Raw genomic sequence first — 24,506 nt, forward strand, 5'->3', positions numbered from 1 at the left:
AGTAATGCTTCCTGCATGACGGAGACGGCTATCGTATGACGGTGTAATCCGCCGACACTTAACGCCCTGCCGTCATCCCGGACTCGATCCGGGATCCATGCATCCGCAAAACGGACGACCTGTGCGTACGCGGCACGCTGGATCCCGGATCAAGTCCGGGATGACGGAACAGGCTGGGCGTGTGAGAGCTGTACGGATCGTCCTTATGAGATAGCTTCCCGTTCCGGGGAGGATCTCGCATCGCCCGACCCCATTGCATCCCCCGCGCCTTGCCGTCACCACGCGCGGCATGACCGCGCTCCCGCCCCCGCCCGTCGACCTGCTCCACGGCGCCAGCCTGTTCCTCGATTTCGACGGCACGCTGGTCGAGATCGCCGACACGCCCGACGCGGTCGCGGTGGCCGAGCATGTCCCCGGCCTGCTCGCGCGGCTGGTCGAGGCGCTCGACGGGCGCGTCGCGATCGTCAGCGGGCGCCCGGTGGCGGAGGTGCAGGCGCTGCTCGCCCCCGCCTTGCTCACCGTCGCGGGCAGCCACGGGCTCGAGATCGCCGCCGCCGACGGCGGCTGCTACGCGCCCGAGCGACCGCCCGCGCTCGACCAGGCGCTCGCCGCCGCGCGCGCGCTCGCCGAGCGCCACCCCGGCGTGCTGATCGAGGACAAGCCGTTCGGCGTCGGCCTTCATTATCGCCAGGCGCCCGCGGCCGAGGCCGCGGTCAGCGCGCTCGCCGACGAACTCGCCGCGGCGCACGGCCTTCTGGTGCAGCACGGCAAGATGGTGGCCGAGCTGCGCCTGCGCGGGCGCGACAAGGGCAGCGCGGTGGACCTGCTGATGGCGGAACCCGCGCGGCGCCACACGCGTCCTGTGTTCATGGGGGACGACGTGACCGACGAGGCGGGCTTCGCCGCCGCGCGTGCCCTAAGCGGCGCGGGCGTGCTGGTGGGCCCGGCGCGCGACACCGCCGCCGCCTATCGGCTCGACGACGTCGCCGCCGCGCTCGCCTGGCTCGCCGCCGCCTGCCCTTCCCCTCACCCGACGGAGACATGATGACCAACCTCGACCTGTGGCCGATCGGCAATTGCCAGGTGAGCGCGCTGGTGGATCGCCAGGGGCGCTTCGTCTGGGGCTGCGTGCCGCGCGTCGACGGTGACCCGCTCTTCTCCGCGCTGCTCGGCGGCGATGCGCCCGACAGCGGCTATTGGGGCGTCGAGATCGAGGACAGCGTCTCGGTCGAGCAGGAATATATCCGCAACACCCCGATCCTGGTGACGCGCCACACCGACAGGCACGGCGGCGCGATCGAGGTGATCGATTTCTGCCCGCGCTTCCAGCGCGAGGGGCGCACCTATCGCCCGGTCGCCTTCGCGCGAATCGTCCGGCCGGTCGCGGGCAGCCCGCGCGTCCGCATCCGGCTGCGCCCCACCTGCGGCTGGGGCGGCGGCTGCCGCGAGCAGATCGGCGGCTCCAACCACCTCCGCCTGCTGCTCGACACGATCGCGCTGCGGCTCACCACCACCGCACCGATCGCGATGGTGCAGGGCGAGCACGCCTTCCGGGTCGAGCGCCCGCTCCACTTCTTCCTCGGGCCGGACGAGAGCTTCCAGGGCGACCTCGCCAGCACCGTCGACCTGATGCTCTACCGCACCACGCAGGAGTGGCAGGGCTGGGTGCGCGGGCTCGCCATCCCGCTGGAGTGGCAGGAGACGGTGATCCGCTGCGCGATCACGCTGAAGCTGTGCCAGCACGAGGAGACCGGCGCGATCGTCGCCGCGCTGACCACCTCGGTGCCCGAGCACGCCGGATCGCAGCGCAACTGGGACTATCGCTACTGCTGGATTCGCGACGCTTATTACACCGTGCAGGCGCTCAACCGGCTCGGCGCGCTCGACGTGCTGGAGGGCTATCTCGGCTATCTCCGCAACATCGTCGACGCCGCGCGCGGCGGGCATATCCAGCCGCTGTACGGCGTGCTCGGCGAAGCGCAGCTGCCCGAGCGGATCGAGGAGCAGCTCTCGGGGTATCGCGGCATGGGGCCGGTGCGCGTCGGCAACCAGGCGGCCGAGCAGATCCAGCACGACGCCTATGGCCAGATCGTGTTGTGCTCGGTCCACGCCTTCTTCGACCATCGCCTGTTCCGCGCCAGCGGCGTCGAGGATTTCGAGGCACTGGAGCGCGTCGGCGAGCGTGCCTGGGCCTATTACGACCAGCCCGACGCGGGCCTGTGGGAGCTGCGCACGCGGCAGAGCGTCCACACCTATTCCAGCGCGATGTGCTGGGCGGCGTGCGACCGGCTCGCCAATGCCGCCGAGCGGCTCGGGCTGGCCGAGCGCCAGGCGGTGTGGGCCGAGCGCGCGCAGGTGATCCGCGTCCGCATCGAGGGCGCGGCGTGGCGCGAGGAGACGCGGCGCATGTCCGCCACCTTCGCCGGCGACGATCTCGACGCCAGCGTGCTGCAATTGCTCGACCTGCGCTTCCTCGAGGCGGACGACCCGCGCTTCCTCGACACGCTGGCGGCGATCGAGACCGGGCTGCGGCGTGGCTCGACCATGTTGCGCTACGACACCGAGGACGATTTCGGCCTGCCCGAGACCGCCTTCAACGTCTGCACCTTCTGGCTGATCGAGGCCTTGTACCTCACCGGCCGCAGCGACGAGGCGCGCGCCCTGTTCGAGGAGATGCTGACGCGCTGCACCGCGGCCGGGCTGCTGTCCGAGGACATCGATCCCCATAGTGGGGAACTGTGGGGCAACTATCCGCAGACCTATTCGCTGGTGGGCATGATCAACTGCGCCGCCATGCTGAGCAAACCCTGGAGTAGCATTCGTTGAGTCGTCTGATCGTCATCTCGAACCGTGTCACCGCGCCCAAGGGTTCCACGTCGGGGGCACAGGGCGGGCTGGCGGTGGCGATGGCGGCGGCGCTGCGCGACCGCGGCGGCTTGTGGTTCGGCTGGTCGGGCGAGCAGACCGATCATTTCACCGGCCATATCAACTTTCAGCGCGACCAGGGCGTGACCACCGCGACGGTGGATCTCGAGGAACAGGACGTCCAGGAATATTACGATGGCTATGCCAATCGCACGCTCTGGCCGCTATTCCATTACCGCATCGACCTGGCGGAATATGAGCGCGAGTTCGCCGGCGGCTATCAGCGCACCAACCAGCGCTTCGCCGACACCGTCCGCCCGCTGATCGAGCCCGACGATCTGGTGTGGATCCAGGACTATCACATGTTCCCGCTCGGCGCCGAGCTGCGCCAGCGCGGGTGCCGCAACAAGATCGGCTTCTTTCTCCACATCCCCTGGCCGCCGCGCCGGCTGCTCGGCACCCTGCCCAACGCGCAGGAGCTGGTCGAGACGCTGTTCGCCTATGACCTGATCGGCTTCCACACCGCCGAATGGCTCGACTCGTTCCGCGACTTCGCGGTGCACGACATGGGCGCCACCGTGGACGAGCACGGCATCGCGCGGTTAGGCGACCGCTGCGTCAAGCTGGTCGCCTGCCCGATCGGGATCGACGCCGCCGAGTTTGCCGAGATGTCCAAGGGTGTCGCGGCGCGGCTGGCCTATCGCCGCATGCGCGACAGCGCGACCGGGCGCGACATGATCGTCGGCGTCGACCGGCTCGATTATTCCAAGGGGCTGGAGGAGCGCTTCCTCGGCTATGAGCGCTTCCTGATCGAGCATCCCGAGGAGCGCAAGGAGGTGTTCCTCCTTCAGGTGGCGCCGCCCAGCCGCGTCTCGGTGGAAAGCTATCAGCGCATCCGCACCTCGCTCGAGCAGATCTCGGGACGGATCAACGGCGAATATGCCGACGTCGACTGGGTGCCGATCCGCTACGTCAACCAGGGCTATCCGCGCGACCAGCTCGCCGGCATCTACCGCGCCGCCAAGATCGGGCTGGTGACCCCGCTGCGCGACGGGATGAACCTCGTGGCGAAGGAATATGTCGCCGCGCAGGACCCGGAGGACCCGGGCGTGCTGGTGCTGTCGCGCTTCGCCGGCGCGGCCGAGCAGATGGGCGAGGCGCTGCTGGTCAACCCGTACAGCGCGGAGGAAGTCTCCGACGCGATCTGGCAGGCGCTGCGCATGCCGCGCGACGAGCGCGTGCGCCGCTGGGAGGCGCTGATGGCCGACGTGCAGGCGCGCGACGTCACCTGGTGGGCGAGCGAGTTCCTCGGCGCGCTGGAGCGGGTCGAGGTGAGCGAAGGGGCGGAATAGCGGGGGCGCTTCCCTCTGAGGGGATCATCGCGGGGTTCGTGCGGCGCTCCTGCGCCGGCAGGAGCCGAGGGCCGCACACACCGCAAGATGTTGTTCTGCTTGGTCCTGCAGAGGAATCCTGCAAGGAGACGGGAGAACGTCCTCAGGCCGAGCCGTTGACCTCCCCCTCCACCAGCACCCGCCGCCGCAGCAGCGCCTCCGGCATCTCGGCGCGGATATACGCCAGCAGCGCCTCGCGCACGTCGCAGCGCAGGTCGAATGCGGTGGACGCGTCGCGCGCGGTCATCAGCCCGCGCAGCTCGATCGAGCCGTCGGGCTTGGTGTCGGTCACCTGCAGGTTCCAGAAGCGCTTGTCCCAGCGCGGGTTGCTCGTGACGATCTCGCCGAGCTTCGCGCGCAGCCGCTCGACGTCCACCGCGGGGTCGAGATACCAGAACACGCTGCCCAGCAGCGCGCTCGACTGCCGCGTCCAGTTCTGGAAGCTCTGCTCGAGGAACTTGGAAACGGGGACCACGAGCCGGCGCTCGTCCCAGATCTTGACGACAACATAGGTCAGCCGGATCTCCTCGATCCGCCCCCATTCGCCGTCCATGATCACGACGTCGTCGATCCGGATCGGCTCGGTGAAGATCATCTGGAAACCGGCAATCAGGTTCTTGAGCGCTGGCTGCGCGGCGGCGCCCACCGCCAGCCCGGCGAGACCCGCCGAGGCCGCCAGCGTCACCCCCAGGCTGCGCACACTCGGGATCGTCATCAGCATCGTGCAGATCGTGACCAGCAGCACCACCGAGACGATGATCTGGCGCAGGATGCCGAGCCGGGTGCGGCGCCGCCGCGCGCGCAGATTGTCCTCCACGCTGATGTCGGCGCGGCGCATCATCACGTCGATCACCGTCCCGATCGCGACGATCGCGCACCAGCCCATCAGCCCCGGCACCAGCAGCGCCGAGAGGCGCGCCCACAGGGTCGCGGCGCCGCGGCTGAGATCGAGCGCGGGCTGGACCGCCGCCAGCGCGATCGCGATCAGCAGCCAGCGCAGCAGCTTGCGCACGCGCTCGACGAACACCGCGGCGGTGCTGTCGGGGCGTGCGCGGGTCGCGCGGCGCGCCACCCAGACGATCAGGCGATGCGCCACCAGCGCCAGCGCCACCGCCGCCGCGACATAAGCGAAGCCGAGCAGCCAGTCGGGCATCTCGCGCGTCCACGCGCGCAGCGTTCGGGTCAGCGCGGCCATCAATGCTCCTTGGGAGGCGTGGTGTTCCGGAGGCGCAACGAGGGCGCGCGGGCGGGCGTTCCCTCGCGGGCGCGGTGAGCGCCCCGGGGCGACCTCTCCGCCGGCGTCATCCTGAACTCGTTTCAGGATCCACCGACCCGCTGACGCCGCACCGATGGGGTGCGCGGCGGGGTGGATCCCGAGACAAGCTCAGGATGACGCCAGCTTCGTGGGGGAGGTGCCGCCGAGATCCCTTCTTTTCCGTAATGGCGCCCGCGAAGCACCGCCACCCATCTGGGCCCCGGCCTTCGCCCGAGTAAGCGGAAGCGCGGCAGCGACCCGAGCCACACGTTGACCGCACCTGGTCTCACCTGATATCGTCTCACACGATACCATAACGAGGCCGACCATGCAGCATATCGACGTCAATCCGATGGGGCTCGACGGCTTCGAGTTCTGCGAGTTCACCGCGCCCGACGCGGACGCGCTGGCGGCGCAGTTCGAGGCGCTCGGCTTCGCCGCCACCGCGACTCATCCCACGCGCGCGCTCACCCGCTACCAGCAGGGCCGCATCACGCTGCTGATCAACCGCGAGGCCGACGGCCACGCCGCCGCCTTCCGCGCCGCGCACGGCCCCTCGGCGAGCGCGATGGCGTTCCGCGTGCAGGACGCGAGCGCCGCCTATGACGCCGCGATCGCGCGCGGCGCCAAGCCGGCGCCGGCCGGTCAGGCGCTCGACGAGCTTCCCGCGCTGGAGGGGATCGGCGGCTCGCTGCTGTATCTCGTCGACCGCCACGGCGCGGCGGGCTCGATCTACGACGCGTGGGACGCGGTGCCCGGCGCGGCCGAGGCGATGGCGGCGAATGACGTCGGGCTCGACCTGCTCGACCATCTCACCCACAATGTCCGCCGCGGGCAGATGCGCGTCTGGGCCGAGTTCTACGGCCAGATCTTCGGCTTCGAGGAGCAGAAGTATTTCGACATCAAGGGCAAGGCGACCGGGCTGTTCAGCCAGGCGATGATCGCGCCCGACCGTGCGATCCGCATCCCGCTCAACGAGAGCCAGGACGACAAGAGCCAGATCGAGGAGTTCATCCGCGATTACAACGGCGAGGGCATCCAGCATCTCGCGCTCACCACCGACGACATCTACGCCACGGTGGAGAAGCTGCGCGCGCGCGGCGTGAAGCTGCAGGACACGATCGAGACCTATTACGAGCTGGTCGACCAGCGCGTGCCGAACCACGGCGAGGACCTCGAGCGGCTGCGCAGGAACCGCATCCTGATCGACGGCAACGTCGGCGAGGAGGGCCTGCTGCTCCAGATCTTCACCGAAACGATGGTGGGACCGATCTTCTTCGAGATCATCCAGCGCAAGGGCAACCAGGGCTTCGGCAACGGCAATTTCCAGGCGCTGTACGAATCGATCGAGCTCGACCAGATCCGCCGCGGGGTGATTACCGTGGATGCGTGAGCGGGGCGTGTTCCTGCGAACGCAGGAACCCAGCAACGCAGGCGGCGACGCGCAGGAGCACGGCGTCTGCGCTGGGGTCGCTACCCGCTCGTCGTCCCGACGATCACCGCCTCAACCACTTGCCGCCCCGGCGGAGGCCGGGGCCTAGTTAGGATAGCGGCAATGGGACCCACCGGAACCCCGCACCTGGACCCCGGCGTCCGCCGGGGTGGTGCTAGGGGGGCGTTGGGGTGGCAAGCCGCCGGGTACAGCTCTCGCGAGATGACACGATCGTGAGACAGACAGGACCATCCCCGCGTACGGGCCAGCACAGGAGCGGCGCATGAGCGATTATATCCCCGGCTTCGGCAACCATGTCTCGACCGAGGCGGTGCCCGGCGCGCTGCCGATCGGACGCAACTCGCCGCAGCGGCCCGCCTTCGGCCTCTATGCCGAACAGCTCTCCGGCACCGCCTTCACCGCGCCGCGCCACGAGAACCGCCGCTCCTGGCTCTACCGGCTGCGCCCCACCGCCGAGCACCCGCCGTACCGCCGCTACCATGGCGCGCCGCTGCTCGCCCCCGGCACCGACGCTGCGCCGCTCGCGCCCAACCGGCTGCGCTGGGACCCGCTCGCCGCGCCCGAGGCGCCGACCGACCTCGTCGACGGCATGGTGACGATGCTCGCCAACCGCGACCCTGCCGAGCTGGAGGGGGTCGCGCTCCACGTCTATGCCGCCAATCGCGACATGACCGACCGCGTCTTCACCGATGCGGACGGCGAGCTGCTGTTTCTCCCCCAGGCCGGGCGGCTGCGGCTCGACACCGAGCTCGGCCGCGTCGAGGTGGCGCCCGGGCAGATCGCGCTGGTGCCGCGCGGGGTGCGCTTCCGCGCCACGCTGCCCGACGGCCAGGCCAGCGGCTATGTCGCGGAGAATCACGGCGCGCTGTTCCGCCTGCCCGATCTCGGCCCGATCGGCGCCAACGGCCTCGCCAACCCGCGCGACGTCGAGACGCCGGTGGCGCGCTTCGAGGATGAGGACCGGCCGACCGAGGTGATCCAGAAGTTCCTCGGCACGTTGTGGACCACCACGCTCGACCACAGCCCGCTCGACGTGGTGGCGTGGCACGGCAACCTCGCGCCATGGCGGTACGACCTAGCGCGCTTCATGACGATCAACACGGTCAGCTTCGACCATCCCGACCCGTCGATTTTCACATTGCTGACCAGCCCGAGCGACGTGCCCGGGCGTGCCAACGCCGACTTCGTGATCTTCCCGCCGCGCTGGATGGTGGCGGAGGACACGTTCCGCCCGCCATGGTTCCACCGCAACGTGATGAGCGAGGCGATGGGGCTGATCACCGGTGCCTATGACGCCAAGGCGGAGGGCTTCCGCCCCGGCGGCCTCTCGCTCCACAATATGATGGCCGGGCACGGGCCCGATCTGGCGAGCTGGCGCGGCGCGTCCGAGGCCGAGCTCACGCCGCACAAGATCGACGGCACGATGGCGTTCATGCTGGAGAGCTGCTGGCCGTATCGCCCGACGTCGCATGCGCTGGCGCAAGCACAGCTCGACTATGATGCGGTGTGGAAGGACTTCCCCAAGGCGCAGGTGCCGCCGCGCGGATGAGCGAGGAAGCGCCAGCGGGCGCGCGCGTCGATGCGACGCCGCCGGGCGTGGCGCTGGCGCCGCTCGCCACGATTGCGGACGGTGCGGCGCGCAACTTCGTGCTCCAGCTGCGCGCGGGGCGGTTCCACGGCTTCGTGGTGCGGCGCGGGGACGCGGTGTTCGGCTATGTCGACCGCTGCCCGCATGCCGGGCTGCCGCTGGCGCAGCGGCTCGACGATTATGTCGCCGCGGGGCACGTCCGCTGTAGCTGGCATGGCGCGCTGTTCGGGGTGGAGGACGGAGTCTGCGTCGCGGGGCCGTGCGCGGGGGCGCGGCTGGCGGCGTGGCCGGTGACGGTGCGCGACGGGATGATCGTGACCGGGTGAGGCACGCGCGGAGGGGTGGAGGGCTCCCCCTCCCCTTCAGGGGAGGGTCGGGGTGGGGCGTTGCCGCGAGCGCCGCATCGGCGGACAGGCCCCAACCCCAGCCCCTCCCCTGAAGGGAGGGGAGCTGACGGCTGTTTCCCCTCAGTGACTCCTGCGAGGTCCGGAACGCCTACCTTCCGTCATCCCGGACTCGGTCCGGAATCCACTTCTCCCCGGAAGCAACGGCTGAGGAGTGCGCGGAACGGTGGATCCCGGACCAAGTCCGGGATGACGGAAGAGCGTTGCAGAGGGATCCCCTATGCGCGGCGGGGTGTACTCCTGTCTCCGATCGCCCGCCGGCGCTTCAGACGCGCCGGGGCTCACCCGCCCCGGAAGCGCAGCCCCAGCCACAAGGTCCGCGGCGTGGCGCGCTCCACCACATCGGCGCCGCTGATACCGGCCTCGACGCGCTCGTCAAACAGGTTCTCCGCGCGCGCCTCCACCGCCACCGTCCGGGTCAGCGGCAGCGCGACGTAACCGTCGAGCGTGGTCGCCGGCGCCAGCGCGCGCAGGTTCTGGTCGTCCTCGAACTGGCGCGCGACATGGCGCAGCGTCGCCGAGGCTGCCAGCCGGTCGCGCCGCCAGCCGAGCGTCGCGGAGAGCTGGTCGAGCGGCGTCTGCGCGGGGCGCAGCCCGTCGAGCGCGGCGGCCGCGCCGCTCGCCGACACGCGCGGGTCGACGTGGCTCCACGAGCCCGACGCGGTCACCTCGCCGAGCGTCCAGCGCGCGTCGAGCTCGACCCCGCGCGAGCGGATCGAATCGAGATTCTGCCGCACGCGATACGCCCCCGCGACGAAGCCGACCCCGGGGAAGGTCCCCGGCCCGGTGCCCGCGGTGACGTTGGCGATGGCGTCGTCGAGCCGGTTCCAGAAGACGGTCGCGGTCAGCGCCACGCCGCCGAGTGGCGTCACCGTCACGCCGCCGTCGACGCCGGTCAGCGTCTCGGGCTTGAGCGCGGCATTGGCCGCAGTGGCGTCGGCGCCGACGCGGAACGGGCGGTACAATTCGTTGAGCGTCGGCAGCCGCCAGCCGCGATAGCCCGCCGCGCGGAACGTCACCGCGCTCACCGGCGCCCAGGCGGCGCCGACGCGGCCGGTCGCCTGGCTGCCGCTGCGGTCGGCGAAGCGCGTGTCGGTCAGCGCCGCGCCCGCCGCCAGCGGGGTCTCGCGCAGGAAGCCATTGTCGATCTTCCACCAATCGACGCGGCCGCCCGCGGTGAGCGTCAGCGTGCCCAGCGTCGCGCTGGCGTCGGCGAAGGCGCCGAGCGTGCGCTGGTCGCCGCCCGCGACGCGGCGGCGCGTCGGCGCGGCGTTGACGAAGGTGTACAGCTCCTGCGTCCGCCCGCTGACGTCGCGCCACTCGGCGCCCAGCCGCAGCTCGCGCCCCTCGCCGACCGGCGGCGCGATCTCGATCCGCGCGCCGGTGCCGGTCGCGGGCGTGTTATACTGGTTGAGCGTCTGGGTGGCGCGGGTGCGCGCGGCGTCCACGCTGGCAAAGCGCGACGCGAAGCCGCGCGTCTGGAGATAGGCCAAAGCAGTGAAGCCCCAGGTGCCGCGCCCGACCAGGCGCAGGCTGGCGTCGGCGCCCTCGCTGCGATTGTCGGTGAAGGCGGTGCCGCGCTCGCGCGTGTCGGTGAAGGCCGACACATTCGCCTGGAGCTCGATCGCGGGCGCCAGCGCGATCACGCCGCGCACCGCGCCCGAGGCCTGCTCGTACGGCGCCGGCCGGTCGGCGGGGCCGCGGTCCTCACGCACGGTCGGGGTGAAGCCGTCGCCGCGCTGGTACGCGCCCGAGATCGTGGCAAAGCCCACCCCGCTGGTCAGCGTCGCCGAGGCGTTGGCGTCGACCGAGTCGCGGCTGCCATAAGCGAGCGACGCCATCACGGGGGCGAGCTGGCGCGGGTCGGCGCTCTCCAGCTCGACCGTGCCCGCCAGCGCGCCCGCGCCGAGATAGCCGCTGCCGCCGCCGCGGGTCACGCGGATGCGGCCGAGCCGGTCGGTGGCATAGGCCGGGAACGGCACCCAGCCGCCGAACGGGTCGGTCTGCGGCACGCCGTCGAGCAGCAGCAAAGCGCGGCTTGACGCGTTGCCACCGATGCCGCGCAGGGTGATGCCCTGGCTGGTCGGATTGGCCGAGCGCGAGTCGGAGCGGCGGAACTGCTGCAACCCGGCGACGTCGGCGAGCACGCTCTCGAGCCGGTCGCTGGCGTTGGCGCGGAGCCGGTCCTGATCGATCGTGACGATCGAGAAGGCGCGGTCGCCGGCGCGCTCGTCGAGCCCGCGGCCGGTGACGATGATATCAGCGCCGGGAGCGGCGGGGGCGTCCTGCGCCGCGGCCGGGGCGGAGGCGAGAAAGGCGGCGGGGATCAGGAGCTTGCGCATGGGGGTGGCGGTAGCCGAGCGCGCGAGCGGGAGCGAGCGCGGAGTGACTGATCGCGATCGTGCGAGAGGGGCCGGTCCTCCCCGCCATGCGGGAAGGATTAGAGGAAACCACTGGCGTCCCTCCTTTATCCGGTCGCCCCTAGCCTTCCTCGCGCTCCAGCAGCCAGGCGGCGATCCGCTCGGCCGCGGCCTCGGCGCTCTCCACCGCGGTGTCGACGCGCAGCTCGGGCGCCTCGGGCGGCTCATAGGGGCTGTCGATCCCGGTGAAGTTCGCCAGCTGGCCGGCGCGCGCCTTGGCGTACAGACCCTTGACGTCGCGCGCCTCCGCCGCCGCCAGCGAGGTGTCGACGTGCACCTCGACGAACTCGCCCTCCGGCAGCATCGCGCGCACCATGTCGCGCTCGGCGCGGAACGGCGAGATGAAGGCGGTCAGCACGATCAGCCCCGCGTCGGTCATCAGCCGCGCCACCTCGCCGATGCGGCGGATGTTCTCCACCCGGTCGGCGTCGGTGAAGCCGAGGTCGCGGTTGAGCCCGTGGCGGACATTGTCGCCGTCGAGCAGGAAGGTGTGGCGGTTCATCCGCGCCAGCTTCTTCTCGACGAGATTGGCGATGGTCGATTTGCCCGCCCCCGACAGGCCGGTGAACCACAGCACCGCGGGCCGCTGGTTCTTGAGCGACGCGCGCTTCTCGCGCGAGACGTCAGTCGGCTGGCGGTGGACGTTGCTGGCGCGGCGCAGCGCGAAACGGATCATCCCCGCCGCGACGGTGGCGTTGGTCGCCTTGTCGATCAGGATGAAGCCGCCCAGCTCGCGACTCTGCTCATAGGGCTGGAACACGATCGGCCGGTCGAGCGAGAGCGTTGCCACGCCAATCGCGTTGAGCTCCAGCGTGCGCGCCGCGGTCTGTTCCAGCGTGTTGACGTTGACCTGATATTTGGGCTGGCGCAGCACCGCCGAGGCGGTCTGCGTGGCGAGCTGGAAGGCGTAGCTGCGCCCCGGCAGCATCGCCTCCTCCGCCATCCACACCAGGGTCGCCTCGAACTGGTCGGCCACCTCGGGCGGATCGTCCGCCGCGGCGATGACGTCACCGCGCGAGCAGTCGACATCGTCGGCGAGCGTCAGCGTCACCGCCTCGCCCGCCTCCGCGCGGTCGCGATCGCCGCCCATTGCGACGATGCGCTTCACCGTGGTGGTCCGTCCCGAGGGGACGATCCGCACCGCGTCGCCGGGGCGCACCGCGCCGCCCGCGATCGTGCCGGCGAAGCCGCGGAAGTCGAGGTCGGGGCGGTTGACCCATTGCACCGGCAGGCGGAACGGCGCGCGCGCGGCGCGGTCGGCGTCGACCGGCACCTGCTCGAGGTGCTCGATCAGCGTCGGCCCGTCATACCAGTCCATGTGCGTGCTGCGCGTCGCGATATTGTCGCCGCCCAGCCCGGACACCGGGATGGCGCGGAAGTCGGTGATGCCGATCTCGCTGGCGAAGGCGCGATAGGCCAGGCGGATGCGATCGAACGCGCCCTGGTCGTAATGGACCAGGTCCATCTTGTTGATCGCCAGCACGACGTTGCGGATGCCGAGCAGTTGCGCGAGATAGGAGTGGCGCCGCGTCTGCGTCAGCACGCCCTTGCGCGCGTCGACCAGGATCACCGCGAGATCGGCGGTGGAGGCACCGGTGACCATGTTGCGCGTATACTGCTCGTGGCCGGGGGTGTCGGCGACGATGAACTTGCGCGTCTCGGTGGCGAAGAAGCGATAGGCGACGTCGATCGTAATGCCCTGCTCGCGCTCGGCGGCGAGCCCATCGACCAGTAGCGCGAAGTCGATGTTGCCGCCCTGGGTGCCGACCCGGCGCGAATCGTCCTCGAGCGCGGCGAGCTGGTCTTCGAACACGTGCTTGCTGTCGTAGAGCAGCCGGCCGATCAGCGTCGACTTGCCGTCATCGACCGAGCCGCAGGTGAGGAAGCGCAGCAGCGACTTCTCCTCGTGCCGCGCGAGATAGGCGGCGACGTCGGCGCGGATCAGCGCATCGGGCTGGTAGCTGGTCATGCGCGGGGTTCCGAGTTGCCACTCCGCGTCGCCCGATCCCCCATCAGAAATACCCCTGCTGCTTCTTCTGCTCCATGCTCGCGCCGGCGTCCTGGTCGATGGCGCGGCCCTGGCGCTCGCTGGTGGTGGTGAGCAGCATCTCGCGGATCACGTCGTGCAACGTCGCCGCCTCGCTCTCCACCGCGCCGCTCAGCGGATAGCAGCCGAGCGTGCGGAAGCGGATCGAGCGCTCCATCGGCACCTCGCCCGGTGCCAGCGGGAAACGCTCGTCGTCGACCATCAGCAGCAGCCCGTCGCGCTTCACCGTCGGACGCGGCGCGGCGAAATAGAGCGGCACGATCTCGATCTTCTCGCGCGCGATATATTGCCACACGTCGAGCTCGGTCCAGTTGGAGATCGGGAAGACGCGCATGCTCTCGCCCTTGGCGTGGCGCGCATTGTAGAGCTGCCACAATTCGGGGCGCTGCGCCTTGGGGTCCCAGCGGTGCGTCGCGCTGCGGAAGGAGAAGATGCGCTCCTTGGCGCGGCTCTTCTCCTCGTCGCGGCGCGCGCCGCCGAACGCCGCGTCGAAGCGGTGCAGGTCAAGCGCCTGCTTGAGCCCCTCGGTCTTCCACAATTCGGTGTGGAGCGCGCCATGGTCGAACGGGTTGATTCCGCGCGCCAGCGCCTCGGGGTTGCGGTGGACGATCAGCTCCATCCCCGCCTCACGCGCGGCGCGGTCGCGCAGCGCGTACATCGCCCGGAACTTCCACGTGGTGTCGACATGGAGCAGCGGGAATGGCGGCGGCGCGGGATAGAAGGCCTTGCGCGCGAGGTGGAGCATCACCGCGCTGTCCTTGCCGATGGAATAGAGCATCACCGGCCGCTCCGCGACCGCGACCACCTCGCGTAGGATATGGATGCTCTCGGCCTCGAGCCGGTCGAGGTGGGTCAGCGTCATGATCGGGCGGCTCTCAGCGGAGATAGGGGCGCAGCGGCGCGGGCTGGTAGCCGCCGGTGGCGACGAAGCCGGCGTTGCGATAGCCCGGCTTGCCGTAGGTGAAGGGCGCGCCGTCGACGTCGAGCGTGCGCCCGCCCGCGGCGCGCAGCACCGCGTCGCCCGCGGCGGTGTCCCATTCCATTGTCGGCCCGGTGCGCGGGTAGACGTCGGCCTCGCCGCACGCCACCAGCGCGAATTTGAGGCTGGAGCCGACCGCGACGCGCTCGTGCACCCCGCCGGCATCGAGCCATTCGTCGAGCCCCGGCATGGCATGGCTCTTCGACGCCACCGCGCAGGGTTTGCCGCCGCAGCGGCGGACGCGAATGAGCTGTGCCGTGCCGCGCGGGCCGCCGGGCGCGCGCGCCGCGGTCCAGGCGGCGTCCTGCGCGACGTCGCCCCAGTAGAGCGTGTCGCGCGCGGGGGCATAGACCACGCCCATGGTCGGCACGCCGTGCTCGACCAGGGCGATGTTGACGGTGAAGTCGTCGCCGCGGCGGACGAACTCCTTGGTGCCGTCGAGCGGGTCGACCAGGAAGAAGGCGTCCGCCACCGCCGGGATGTCGCCCGCCGCGGCCTGCTCCTCGGCAACCACGGGGACGGCGGGGGCGACGGTCGCGAGCCCGGCGAGGATGGCCGCCTCGGCGTCGCGGTCGGCGGCGGTGACAGGGCTTTCGTCGCTCTTGTGCATCACCGCGCAACCCGCGGTAAAGTGGCGCCAGACGATGTCGCCCCCCGCCTCGGCGAGCGCGACGAGCGCGGCGAGCAGCGCGGGACGGTCGGTGATCTCGGTCATGGGAATCTTATGTGGCGTGGCGCGCGCACCGCGACCAGCAAGAATAAGCGCGATCCTCCGCAAGTTGGGGTTGGGCGCGCGCGAGTGCGCCGGGCGGGGTACGCCGTTTGAGAGCGGCGGTGGCGGGCTCCGACGCCGACAGCGCTCCGCCGCGTTCGCCCAGACCGGTGCCGTTCCCGCCGCTACCGCCGCCGGAATGAGCCGCGCGCTACCACCACGCCGACCGCCAGCAGCAGCAGCGGCGCCAGCCACAAGGGCAGCGTCGCGCGTGACACCGGCGGGTCGTAGCTGACATAATCGCCGTAGCGCGCGATCAGCCAGTCGCGCACCGCGCGCGGCGACTCCCCCGCGGCGACGCGCTGGCGCACCAGCGCGCGCATCTCGCCCGCCATGTCGGCGTCGCTGTCCGCGATCGACTGGCCCTGGCAGACGAGACAGCGCAGCGTCTCCATCAGCGCGCGCGCCTGGCGCTCCTGATCGGGGTCGCGCAGCTGGGTATAAGCGAGCGGGGGCAGCGCGGTCTGCGCCACTGCCGGTACCGCGCACCACAGCGCCAGCAGCGCCGCGATCCGCCTCACCGCGCCGACACCGCGGCCGGCGTGCGCGCCGCCGCGAGCGCCTGGAGCAGCTGCGGCACGTCGTCGGCGCGAATGTCGCCGACATGCTGGAGCCGGATGATCCCCCGCCCGTCGACCACGAACGTCTCCGGCACGCCCGACGAGCCGAGCGCGAGCTGGAGCCGGCTGTGCGGGTCGCTGCCGACGCTGGCATAGGGGTCGCCGTGGCGCTGGAGGAAGGCGGCGACGTCGGCGGGCGTGTCCTTGATCGCCACCGCGTCGATCGGCACCCCCGCAGCCTTGAGCGTCAGCAGCTGCGGCGCCTCCGCGACGCAGGGCACGCACCAGCTGGCAAAGACGTTGAGCAGCCGCGGCGCGCCGCGACGGAAGTCCGCGTCGGTCACGCCCGGCTTGCCCGGCGCGATCGCGGGCAGCGTGAACGCGGGCAGCGGCTTGCCCACCATCGCCGAGTAGATTGTGCGGTCGGCCGGGCGCCACAGCCCCCACAGCACCACCGCCAGCACGATGCCGAAGGCGCAGAGCGGCAGCCACAGCAGCCAGCGCGCGTGGCGCGGACCGGCGCCGGCCGCGGGATCGACGCCCGTGCTCATGCCTCGCCCCAGGCGGCGGTCTCGGCGTGCGCGTCGGCGCGGCGGCGCTGGTGCCACAGCCGCCACTGATGCCCCACCAGCGCGAGCGCGCCGCCCAGCGCGATCAGGAAGCCGCCGAGCCAGATCAGCGTCACCATCGGCTTCCACCACAGCCGCAGCTGCCAGCGCCCGTCCTCGCCCAAGCTGCCGAGCACCGCGTAGAGCTGCCCGTCCCAGCGCGTCAGGATCGCGCTCTCGTTGGTGGTGGTCACAGGCGTGGTGAAATAGCGCACCTGCGGGCGCAGCACCGCGACCGCCTCGTCGTCGAGCGTCACCGCCAGCCGGCCCTCGAGCGCGGTCCAATTGTCCCCCACCAGCGGGCGCACGCCCTCCAGCCGCACGGTGAAGCCCGCCACCCGTGCCGGGTCGCCGGTGCCGACCGCGACCAGCCGCTCCTGCGTATAGGCGGTGCTCGCCGCCATGCCGATCAGCGACACCGCGACGCCGAGATGCGCCACCACCATGCCCCACAGCTGGAGCGGCGCGCGGCGCAGGTTGCGCTTCGCCAGCGGCGCGACGCTCGCCACCGCCAGCCCGACGCCGAGCGCGATGCCGAGCAGCGGCAGCGGCGCGATCGGCCCGCCCAGCACGAAGGCGCCGACCCCCGCGAACAAGGTGGCGGCGATCGCGGGGAACAGCCGCTGCGCCACCTCGCCGGGCTCGTCGCGGCGCCAGCGCATCACCGGCCCGGCGGCGAGCACCGCGACCAGCAGCAGCGCCACCGGCCCCGCGGTCGAGTCGAAAAAGGGCGGGCCGACCGAGAGCTGCACCCCCATCGCCGCGGCGACGATCGGATAGAAGGTGCCGATCAGCACGATGCCGAGGATGACGGTGAGCAGCAGGTTGTTCGCCACCAGCGAGCCCTCGCGGCTGACCGCCTCGAACAATTTGCCCTGCCGCACCGTGCCGATCCGCAGCCCGAACAGCAGCAGCGCGCCGCCGATGTAGATCACCAGGAGCGCCAGGATGAAGGCGCCGCGGCGCGGGTCGACCGCGAAGGCGTGGACGCTGGTGAGGATGCCTGATCGCACCAAGAAGGTGCCGATCATGCTCATCGAGAAGGCCACCACCGCCAGCATCACGGTCCAGGCGCGCAGCCCGTCGCGCGTCGCCAGCACGCTCACCGAATGGAGCAGCGCGGTCGCGGCGAGCCACGGCATCAGGCTGGCGTTCTCGACCGGGTCCCAGAACCACCAGCCGCCCCAGCCGAGCTCGTAATAGGCCCAGTAGCTGCCCGCGGTGATGCCGAGCGTCAGGAAAATCCAGGCGCCGAGCACCCAGGGGCGCATCGCGCGCGCGAAGGCGGTGCCGACGTCGCGCGTCACCAGCGCGCCCACCGCGAAGGAGAAGGCCACCGACAGGCCGACATAGCCGGCGTAGAGCGTCGGCGGGTGGAAGGCGAGCCCGGGGTCCTGCAGCAGCGGGTTGAGCCCGGCGCCATCGGCGGGCGCGGGGTCGAGCCGCGCGAACGGGTTGGAGGCGAATAGCAGGAAGGCGTAGAAGCCGAGCGCGATCGTCGCCTGCGCCGCGAGCGTGGCGACCAAAGTGTCGGCGCGCAGGCGGTGCTCCAGCCGCGCCACCGCCGCGCCGGCCAGGCCGAGGATGGTCACCCACAGCAGCATCGAGCCCTCGTGGTTCCCCCAGGCGCCCGCGAACTTGTAGAGCGTCGGCTTCATCGAGTGGCTGTTGGCGGCGACCAGCGCGACCGACATGTCCGAGGCGAGGAAGGTGGCGATCAGCGCCGCCATCGCGGCCAGCGCGAGCCCGCCCTGCACGATGGCGACCGCGCGCACGGTCGGCGCGGCGCGCGCGGCGTCGGCGCGCTGCTGGAGCGCGAGCGCGCCGAGGACGAGCTGCGCCAGCGCGAGCGCGGCGGCGAGCCACAAAGCGGCGAGGCCGAACTCGGCGGTCATGCGGGGGAAAACGCGGGCGACACGCGCACGGCTTTAGCGGCGCGGCAGGGGAGCGTCGAGGCGGAACGGGGTGGCGAGCCGTTGAAAGACACGGACGAAGGAGCGCCTGCATCCTCCCCGGCACGGTGAGGGGGCCGCGACGCGCAGCGTCGTGATGGGGGGCTCGCCCCGCATGCGCCGGCTCGGTCGCGGAAAGCCCCCTCCACCAGCCTGCGGCTGTCGTGCAGCTGGAATGGTCCCCGGCAATTCCAGCCATGTCCGGCGGACATGGCGACCTGCACGACCCTCCCCGCCCGGCGGGGAGGTTCTCGCTTTACCGCCGCTCGTACGCCTTGGGCAGCGCGCCCTCGGTCGGCGTGAGATAGCGGTCGCGCAGATCGGTCTGGCGCGAGCGCATCGGCTGGGCGCGGCCGTCGACCCAGGTCGCCACCGGCACCGACGACAGCTCGAGCGGATCGCCGTCCCACAGCACCACGTCCGCACGCCGCCCGGGACGCAGCGACCCGATCTCGCCGCCCAGCCCGATCGCCTCCGCGGGCGCGCTGGTGATCGAGGCCCAGGCCTGGCCCCAGTCGAGTCCGGTCGCGCCGGGGACGCGCGTGATCGCCACGAGGTTGCCCGCGAACTGGCGCAGCACATGGTCGCCGCCCGACGCCCCGGTCGACGACAGCGCCACCTGCACCCCCGCCGCGCGCATCCGCCCGACGTTGGACTCAGTCGCGGCGAGGCTCTCGAAACTGGCGGGCAGGTCGGCGAGCGCGTGCGCGATCACCGGCACGCGCGCCGCGGCGATCTCGCGCGCCACCAGCCAGCCCTCGGCGACGCCGACCAGCACCAGCCGCACCTTGGGATAGTCGCGCGTCATGCCCAGCACCTGGCGGATGTCCGCGGCGCGCTCGACATGGACCAGCAGCGGCAGCTGCCCCTCGAGCACGCGCCCCAGCGTCTCGGCGTCGGCGCGGGTCACCAGCGAGTCGCGCGAGCGGCCGTCGAACGCCTTCGGGTCACGCCGATAGTCCTGCGCCTGCTGGAACGCGTCACGCAGCAGCGCCCAGGCCGCGGGGCGGCTGCCGCCGGCGAGCTTGCCGCCGTCCTCGCCCAGCTCGACATATTCGAAGGCGCGCGCACGGGTGAGCGCGTCGGGGTCGCTGCCGAGATCGATCACCGCGCCCTGCCCCGCGAAGATCGACCCGCCCGCCTCGGGCGCGACGATCGCGCGGGTGACGCCGCCGAGCCGCTCGTTGGCGACCTTCACCCCCGCCGGGTTGACCGCGACCGACACGTCGAGCGAGGCCTTGAACGGCGAGGTGCGCGCGCCCGCGTCGTTGCTCTCGGACACGCCGTCGGCGTCGACCAGCGACAAATCGGTCATCGCCGAGACCACGCCCGGCGTCACCCATTTGCCGGTGGCGTCGACCACCTCGGCGCCGGCGGGCACCGCCACGCCCGCGCCCGCGGCGACGACCCGGCCGTTGGCGACCAATACGGTGCCGCGCTCGATCGGCGCCGAGCCGTCGCCGATCGCGACGGTGCCGCCGGTGATCGCGATGGTCTGCGCCGCGACCGACGGCGTCAGCACACCGGCCAGGAGCACGGCGGAGGAGAGAAGCAGCGCGCGCGTCACTTGACGTCTCCCGAACCGGGCTGGCCGAGCTCGAAGTCGCTCACCGGGCGGCGCTTCGGGTCGCTCGAGTCATAGAGCAAGGCGCCGTCGACCCAGACCTTCTCGGGCCGGGTGTAGACGCTGAACGGATTGCCGTTCCACAGCACCGCGTCGGCCATCTTGCCGGGGCGCAGGCTGCCGGTCTGCGCGTCGATCCCGAGCGCCTTGGCCGGCCCGAGCGAGAGCCACTTCCACGCCGCCGCGTCGCTCACCTGGATCCCGGCGTGGCGCGCCGAGGAGAGCACCTTGGCCACTTCCTGGTTGAGCCGCTGGATGCCGTTCTCGTCGTCCGAGTGGATCATCGCGCACGCGCCCGACTTGTCGAGGATCGCGAGATTCTCGCCGATCCCGTCGTAGCTCTCCATCTTGAAGCCGTACCAGTCGGCCCAGACCGCGGCGCAGGTGCCGCTGGCCTTGAGCAGGTCCGCGATCTTGTACGCCTCGACCGCGTGGTGGAAGGCGGTGACGTGATAGCCGAACTCTTTGGCCATATCCAAGACGATGGCCATCTCGTCGGCGCGGTAGCAATGGTTCTGCACCATGATCTCGCCCGAGAGCACGCCGCGCAGCGTGTCCATCGCGATATCGCGATCGGGCGGATCGCCGCCCTCCTTCTCATATTTGTCCCACTTGCGCTTGTACGCCGCCGCCTTGGCCCAGGTCTGGCGATCGACCGCGACATTGCCCATCCGCGTCGACGGCTCGCGCCCCTTGCTGCCGTAGACGCGCTTGGGGTTCTCGCCGCACGCCATCTTGAGGCCGTAGGGCGCGCCGGGGAATTTCATCGCCTGCATCGTGCGCGCGTAGACGTTCTTGAGCACCACGCTGCGCCCGCCCATCAGATTGGCCGAGCCCGGCAGGATCTGCAGCGTCGTCACCCCGCCATTGGCGAGCGCGCGGCCGAAGCCGGGGTCCTGCGGCCACACGCTATGCTCGGCCCAGACGTCCGCGGTGACCGGCGCGGTCGCCTCGTTGCCGTCGGACAGCGCCTGCACCTGCGGGCTGGGATAGTCGCCGAGGTGGCTGTGGATATCGACGATGCCGGGCGTGATGTACTTGCCCGCGCCGTCGATCACGGCCGCGCCCGCGGGCGCGTCGAGCGACTGACCCACTGCGGCGATCTTGCCGTCGGCGAGCAGCACCGCACCACCGTCGATCCGCCCGCCCTCGCCGTCGAACACGGTGACGTTGCGCACCAGCGTCGGCACGCCGGGATAAGCGTGATAGGTGGAAGGATAAGGATCGCGCGCATATTTCACCGGTGGCGCCTTGGCGGCGGCGCTCTTGGGCCGATCTTTCCCGTCACTCGCGCAGGCGGCGAGTGGCAGCGCGATCGCGACCGCGCCCCACAGCGCGGCGCGCCCCCGTCCCAGCTTCATGCATGACCCCTTTGTTATGCTCTTCCCTCGTTTGCGACCATGGAACGGCGAGCGCGCGCCGGTCAAGCTTCGTGCGAATTTGGGACGATGTGCGGCGACATTAGGTACGCCAAGAGTTCAGCTTCTACTTTAGCCAGCCTCATGTTATAACTATTGGCATCGGCGCGTTGACGGCATCTGAGCCGCTGTATAGACGCCACACCACCATTTCGAGGAGCGTTACGATGAACGACGAGACCGCCAGCACCAATGTGGTCGAGCTCGCGACCGAACTGACGATCGCCTGGCTGTCCAATCCCAACACGCGCGCTTCGGGCGAGGACGTTCCCGCGTTTCTGCGCACCATGCACGACGCCGTGTCGAACCTGTCGTCGACGACTTCGCCGACCACGTCGGAAGAGCCGGTGAGCGAGTATACGCCCGCGGTGTCGGTGCGAAAGTCGCTCGCCTCGAAGGATCATCTCATCTCGCTGATCGACGGCAAGCCGTACAAGACGCTGCGCCGCCACCTCGCCGGCCACGGCCTGAGCCCGGACGAATATCGCCAGCGCTTCGGCCTGAAGCCGGATTATCCCATGGTCGCCGAGAATTACTCGCAGGCGCGGCGCGACATGGCGAAGAAGATCGGCCTCGGCCGCAAGCCCGGCGCGCGCCGCGGCGGTGGCGAGGACGCCACCCCGGCCCCGGCGCCCGCAGCGCGCGGCCGCCGCAAGTCGGCCCCGGCCGAGGCTTGAGCCTGACACCGGCCGCGGGGATCGGGGCGTGACCGACGCCCCCGCGGCCGGACTGATCGAGCGCGCGCGCGGCGCGCTTGGCGACCGGCTGCGCGCGCTGGTGACGAGTGACACGCTCGACCTGACGCGCGCCGCCGACGATCCCGGGCTGATCGCGCGCGACTCGCCCGCTTGGGCGGTGCATGCCGATTTCTCCGCGATGATGATCGGCGGCATCTCGGCGTTGCTGCTGCAGATGCTCCACCCGCGCGCGCTCGCCGGGGTATGGGACCATAGCGGCTTTCGCGACGACCGGCTGGCGCGGCTGCGCCGCACTGCCAGCTTCATCGCCGTCACCACCTTCGGCGCCACCGACACCGCCGAGCGCGCGATCGCGCAGGTGCGGCGCGTGCATGAGCATGTTACCGGCACATTGCCCGACGGCACGCCCTATCGCGCCGACGATCCCGCGCTGCTCACCTGGATCCATGTCGCCGAGGTGGACAGTTTCCTGCGCGCCTATCTGCGCTACCGCGACGCGACCCTGAGCGGCGCCGACCAGGACCGTTACCTCGCCGACACCGCGCTGGTGGCGGAGCGGCTCGGCGCGACCGCGGTGCCGCGCTCGCGCGCCGCGGTGGCGGACTATTATGCGCGGGTGCTGCCCGAGCTGCGCGCCGACCATCGCACGCGCGAGGTGGCGGCGGCGCTGCTCGCGCCGGGGGACGACCCCGCCGCCGCAGCGGCGCTGGCGGTGGCGAGCGCGGCGGCGGTCGACCTGCTGCCGGGCTGGGCGGCGGCGCTGCACGGCCGGCTCCAGCCCGCCGCCGCGCGCCCCGCGATCCGCGCCGGCGCGGACGGCATGAGCCGCGTGCTGCGCTGGGCGCTGAAGGCGCGGTGAGGGCGGCGCGCTCATCTGCCGCCGCCGAGCTCTCGAGACGCGTGACGGATTTACTCGCCACTCTCTCGAGCACGAGAACAGCGTCGTCGCCTTTTAGTATTCTCGATAACTTACTCGATCGGGCGGAGAGTGGTCCGCTGCCTGAACTTATATAACCTTGTCATCCGCGGTACTTGTCAGGTGATGGGGTCACGTCAGGCCCTTGACCTACGCGCCCTTGCTGCCCTCGGACGCAACCCGCGCCAGTGACGCGATTGAGCGAGTCGCGCGTCGCCCCGGGACGGCGCCCGGCCGGTCACGCCAGCCGGTCGACCACCAGGCCGCTGCTGCCCGGCGCGGGGCTGCCATAGATCGCGCCGCTGCCGAGGCTGGCGCGCAGCGTGTTGAGCACCCGGTCGAACTGGTCGAGCTGGGCATCCGCCCGACGCATCAGGCTGCCGGTCGAGCCGGCATCACCATTCTCGCCGAAAAAGTCTTTGAGCGACGCGCCCTGCCCCGCACTCAGCGCACCGCCCTCGACTTGCGCGTCGACCCGCGCCGCGATCGTCGCCTCGCGCGCGACCGCCGGCTGCGCCGCGGCCGGAGCGGGCGTCGCCCCCGCCGCCGCGCGCGTCGTCGGCGCGGCCGCGGGGGCCAGCGACGTGGACGACAGCAGCGGCGTCAATGCGGTCACGAACAACTCCTTGCAGCGCCAGCGGGCGCCTCCCGACCAAAGGCTTAGGCCGGCAATGGTTGCTCAAAGGTGACCGGCTCGCCGCGGCGCCGACTCGGCTTGTCGCAGACGCGTCAAAATTCCAGCGCGATCAGCGAGTTGCGTTATATTTGAGCTGATCGGGGGTGAGCTGGAAGCCGACCAGCGCCTCGAACGTGGCGGACGCCACCGCGGTGCGCACCTGCGGATCGGCGAGCGGATCGAGCGCGGCGTCCTCGTCGCCCGCCTTGCGCCGCTTGGTCAGCCGGTCGCGCACCGCGCTCGGCAGCGTTGCGGCGGCGCGCGCCACCGCGGTGGTCGCGTCGCCGGTGGCGGTGGCGACGCGCTGGCCGGCGTCGAAGTGAAGCGCCACCTGGCCGACGCGCTTGGCCACCACCGAGCTGCCGCCGCGCGTGATCGCGATGAAATAGGGCAAGGTGAGGTCGCGCGGCCCGTCGGCGCGGACGCGGCGCGCGCGCACGTCGAAGGTGACGCGCGTCGTCACGTCGCTGCCCTGGTCGTCGCAGGTGGAGCGCACGTTGCTGATCGTCGCCACCGCGTCGATCGCGCTGGCGGTGCGGCTGGCGGGCGGATCGAAGAAGGTGACGTCGCCGGTGCCCGCGGGCACCGCGACGGTCGGGCACACCGAGCGCACCGCGGTGATGCCGGCGCCGCCGCGCGACACGTCGATCTCGCCGGTGCGCGCGCAGCCCGCCGCGAGCAGGAGGACGAGCGCCGCGGCGAACGGGCGCGGGGAAAGCACGCGGGCACGGGTCACGCGGGGAGACATCACGCGGGGAAAGTTCACTGGGGCATCCCGACAATCAGCACATGCGACAAAGGGGGCCGCGCGAACGGCCCCGGTCACGCCCGCAGCATAGGAACCGACTATCGCGGGAGCAAGCATTGGCGTAGACGCAGG

At 71.4% G+C, this 24,506-nt stretch carries 20 protein-coding genes; 8 read left to right on the top strand and 12 right to left on the bottom strand.

The window, feature by feature from the left end; translation table 11 throughout:
• Positions 1–289: 289 nt before the first annotated feature.
• From otsB to ACMGDM_RS15935, 3 genes are read left to right on the top strand one after another with little or no spacing between them, the layout of a single operon-like run.
• Positions 290–1,045: a trehalose-phosphatase gene (gene otsB, locus ACMGDM_RS15925; RefSeq protein ID WP_436805088.1), complete on the top strand. Its 756-nt coding sequence runs from the start codon at positions 290–292 to the stop codon at positions 1,043–1,045.
• Positions 1,045–2,826, top strand: coding sequence for a glycoside hydrolase family 15 protein (locus ACMGDM_RS15930; RefSeq protein WP_436805089.1), 1,782 nt, complete (start codon positions 1,045–1,047; stop codon positions 2,824–2,826). The genes otsB and ACMGDM_RS15930 overlap by 1 nt, the downstream gene beginning before the upstream one ends.
• The gene (locus ACMGDM_RS15935; protein ID WP_436805090.1) at positions 2,823–4,217 is read left to right on the top strand and encodes an alpha,alpha-trehalose-phosphate synthase (UDP-forming); all 1,395 of its coding nucleotides are present in this window, start codon (positions 2,823–2,825) and stop codon (positions 4,215–4,217) included. Before ACMGDM_RS15930 ends, ACMGDM_RS15935 begins: the two co-directional genes overlap by 4 nt.
• Before the next feature lie 142 nt (positions 4,218–4,359).
• On the opposite strand, the gene ACMGDM_RS15940 is transcribed toward ACMGDM_RS15935, so the two are convergent.
• A complete protein-coding gene (locus tag ACMGDM_RS15940) occupies positions 4,360–5,451 on the bottom strand; it encodes a mechanosensitive ion channel family protein (RefSeq protein WP_436805091.1) in 1,092 nt (363 codons plus the stop codon).
• Between the two features lie 388 nt (positions 5,452–5,839).
• Between ACMGDM_RS15940 and hppD the strand changes: the two genes are divergently transcribed.
• From hppD to ACMGDM_RS15955, 3 genes are all read left to right on the top strand, one after another.
• A complete protein-coding gene (gene hppD, locus ACMGDM_RS15945) occupies positions 5,840–6,904 on the top strand; it encodes a 4-hydroxyphenylpyruvate dioxygenase (protein WP_436805092.1) in 1,065 nt (354 codons plus the stop codon).
• 322 nt (positions 6,905–7,226) lie between these two features.
• A complete protein-coding gene (gene hmgA, locus ACMGDM_RS15950; protein ID WP_436805093.1) occupies positions 7,227–8,513 on the top strand; it encodes a homogentisate 1,2-dioxygenase in 1,287 nt (428 codons plus the stop codon).
• The gene (locus ACMGDM_RS15955; RefSeq protein WP_436805094.1) at positions 8,510–8,878 is read left to right on the top strand and encodes a Rieske (2Fe-2S) protein; all 369 of its coding nucleotides are present in this window, start codon (positions 8,510–8,512) and stop codon (positions 8,876–8,878) included. The genes hmgA and ACMGDM_RS15955 overlap by 4 nt, the downstream gene beginning before the upstream one ends.
• A 359-nt stretch (positions 8,879–9,237) precedes the next feature.
• Here ACMGDM_RS15955 and ACMGDM_RS15960 read toward each other — a convergent pair whose 3' ends face one another.
• From ACMGDM_RS15960 to ACMGDM_RS16000, 9 genes are all read right to left on the bottom strand, one after another.
• On the bottom strand, positions 9,238–11,298 hold the full coding sequence (locus tag ACMGDM_RS15960; RefSeq protein ID WP_436805095.1) for a TonB-dependent receptor: 2,061 nt from the start codon (positions 11,296–11,298) through the stop codon (positions 9,238–9,240).
• A 139-nt stretch (positions 11,299–11,437) separates the two neighbouring features.
• A complete protein-coding gene (cysN, locus tag ACMGDM_RS15965; protein WP_436805096.1) occupies positions 11,438–13,345 on the bottom strand; it encodes a sulfate adenylyltransferase subunit CysN in 1,908 nt (635 codons plus the stop codon).
• A 43-nt stretch (positions 13,346–13,388) separates the two neighbouring features.
• Positions 13,389–14,288: a sulfate adenylyltransferase subunit CysD gene (gene cysD, locus ACMGDM_RS15970; RefSeq protein ID WP_436805181.1), complete on the bottom strand. Its 900-nt coding sequence runs from the start codon at positions 14,286–14,288 to the stop codon at positions 13,389–13,391.
• Positions 14,289–14,298: 10 nt separating this feature from the next.
• A complete protein-coding gene (gene cysQ / locus ACMGDM_RS15975; protein ID WP_436805097.1) occupies positions 14,299–15,117 on the bottom strand; it encodes a 3'(2'),5'-bisphosphate nucleotidase CysQ in 819 nt (272 codons plus the stop codon).
• Positions 15,118–15,299: 182 nt separating this feature from the next.
• Positions 15,300–15,695, bottom strand: a complete 396-nt coding sequence (locus tag ACMGDM_RS15980) for a cytochrome c-type biogenesis protein (protein WP_436805098.1) — start codon at positions 15,693–15,695, stop codon at positions 15,300–15,302.
• Positions 15,692–16,285, bottom strand: coding sequence for a DsbE family thiol:disulfide interchange protein (locus ACMGDM_RS15985; RefSeq protein WP_436805099.1), 594 nt, complete (start codon positions 16,283–16,285; stop codon positions 15,692–15,694). The genes ACMGDM_RS15980 and ACMGDM_RS15985 overlap by 4 nt, the downstream gene beginning before the upstream one ends.
• Complete coding sequence (locus tag ACMGDM_RS15990; RefSeq protein WP_436805100.1) at positions 16,282–18,237, bottom strand: heme lyase CcmF/NrfE family subunit; 1,956 nt, start codon at positions 18,235–18,237, stop codon at positions 16,282–16,284. Before ACMGDM_RS15990 ends, ACMGDM_RS15985 begins: the two co-directional genes overlap by 4 nt.
• Positions 18,238–18,550: 313 nt before the next feature.
• The gene (locus ACMGDM_RS15995; protein WP_436805101.1) at positions 18,551–19,861 is read right to left on the bottom strand and encodes an amidohydrolase family protein; all 1,311 of its coding nucleotides are present in this window, start codon (positions 19,859–19,861) and stop codon (positions 18,551–18,553) included.
• Complete coding sequence (locus ACMGDM_RS16000) at positions 19,858–21,279, bottom strand: amidohydrolase (protein ID WP_436805102.1); 1,422 nt, start codon at positions 21,277–21,279, stop codon at positions 19,858–19,860. The genes ACMGDM_RS15995 and ACMGDM_RS16000 overlap by 4 nt, the downstream gene beginning before the upstream one ends.
• Positions 21,280–21,503: 224 nt before the next feature.
• Here ACMGDM_RS16000 and ACMGDM_RS16005 point away from each other — a divergent pair, with 224 nt between their 5' ends.
• Together ACMGDM_RS16005 and ACMGDM_RS16010 are read left to right on the top strand one after the other, a co-directional pair.
• The gene (locus ACMGDM_RS16005) at positions 21,504–22,013 is read left to right on the top strand and encodes a Ros/MucR family transcriptional regulator (protein WP_436805103.1); all 510 of its coding nucleotides are present in this window, start codon (positions 21,504–21,506) and stop codon (positions 22,011–22,013) included.
• 28 nt (positions 22,014–22,041) lie between these two features.
• Entirely contained in the window at positions 22,042–22,893 is an 852-nt protein-coding gene (locus ACMGDM_RS16010; protein WP_436805104.1) for an oxygenase MpaB family protein, read from the top strand.
• A gap of 295 nt (positions 22,894–23,188) precedes the next feature.
• On the opposite strand, the gene ACMGDM_RS16015 is transcribed toward ACMGDM_RS16010, so the two are convergent.
• Entirely contained in the window at positions 23,189–23,566 is a 378-nt protein-coding gene (locus ACMGDM_RS16015) for a hypothetical protein (RefSeq protein ID WP_436805105.1), read from the bottom strand.
• Positions 23,567–23,696: 130 nt separating this feature from the next.
• Positions 23,697–24,374 (bottom strand): hypothetical protein, encoded by a 678-nt coding sequence (locus ACMGDM_RS16020; RefSeq protein WP_436805182.1) that lies wholly within the window; start codon positions 24,372–24,374, stop codon positions 23,697–23,699.
• Between the last annotated feature and the right edge of the window lie 132 nt (positions 24,375–24,506).

Origin of the sequence: Sphingomonas larreae (assembly GCF_051400595.1) — a bacterium.
In the GTDB taxonomy this organism is placed as follows: Bacteria; Pseudomonadota; Alphaproteobacteria; order Sphingomonadales; family Sphingomonadaceae; genus Sphingomonas.

Bases quoted from the DNA above. Each gene is read 5' to 3' on its own strand.
- otsB (WP_436805088.1), top strand. From the start codon at position 290: ATGACCGCGCTCCCGCCCCCGCCCGTCGACCTGCTCCACGGCGCCAGC.
- ACMGDM_RS15930 (WP_436805089.1), top strand. From the start codon at position 1,045: ATGACCAACCTCGACCTGTGGCCGATCGGCAATTGCCAGGTGAGCGCG.
- ACMGDM_RS15940 (WP_436805091.1), bottom strand. From the start codon at position 5,451: ATGGCCGCGCTGACCCGAACGCTGCGCGCGTGGACGCGCGAGATGCCC.
- hppD (WP_436805092.1), top strand. From the start codon at position 5,840: ATGCAGCATATCGACGTCAATCCGATGGGGCTCGACGGCTTCGAGTTC.
- hmgA (WP_436805093.1), top strand. From the start codon at position 7,227: ATGAGCGATTATATCCCCGGCTTCGGCAACCATGTCTCGACCGAGGCG.
- ACMGDM_RS15955 (WP_436805094.1), top strand. From the start codon at position 8,510: ATGAGCGAGGAAGCGCCAGCGGGCGCGCGCGTCGATGCGACGCCGCCG.
- ACMGDM_RS15960 (WP_436805095.1), bottom strand. From the start codon at position 11,298: ATGCGCAAGCTCCTGATCCCCGCCGCCTTTCTCGCCTCCGCCCCGGCC.
- cysN (WP_436805096.1), bottom strand. From the start codon at position 13,345: ATGACCAGCTACCAGCCCGATGCGCTGATCCGCGCCGACGTCGCCGCC.
- cysQ (WP_436805097.1), bottom strand. From the start codon at position 15,117: ATGACCGAGATCACCGACCGTCCCGCGCTGCTCGCCGCGCTCGTCGCG.
- ACMGDM_RS15985 (WP_436805099.1), bottom strand. From the start codon at position 16,285: ATGAGCACGGGCGTCGATCCCGCGGCCGGCGCCGGTCCGCGCCACGCG.
- ACMGDM_RS15990 (WP_436805100.1), bottom strand. From the start codon at position 18,237: ATGACCGCCGAGTTCGGCCTCGCCGCTTTGTGGCTCGCCGCCGCGCTC.
- ACMGDM_RS16000 (WP_436805102.1), bottom strand. From the start codon at position 21,279: ATGAAGCTGGGACGGGGGCGCGCCGCGCTGTGGGGCGCGGTCGCGATC.
- ACMGDM_RS16005 (WP_436805103.1), top strand. From the start codon at position 21,504: ATGAACGACGAGACCGCCAGCACCAATGTGGTCGAGCTCGCGACCGAA.
- ACMGDM_RS16020 (WP_436805182.1), bottom strand. From the start codon at position 24,374: ATGTCTCCCCGCGTGACCCGTGCCCGCGTGCTTTCCCCGCGCCCGTTC.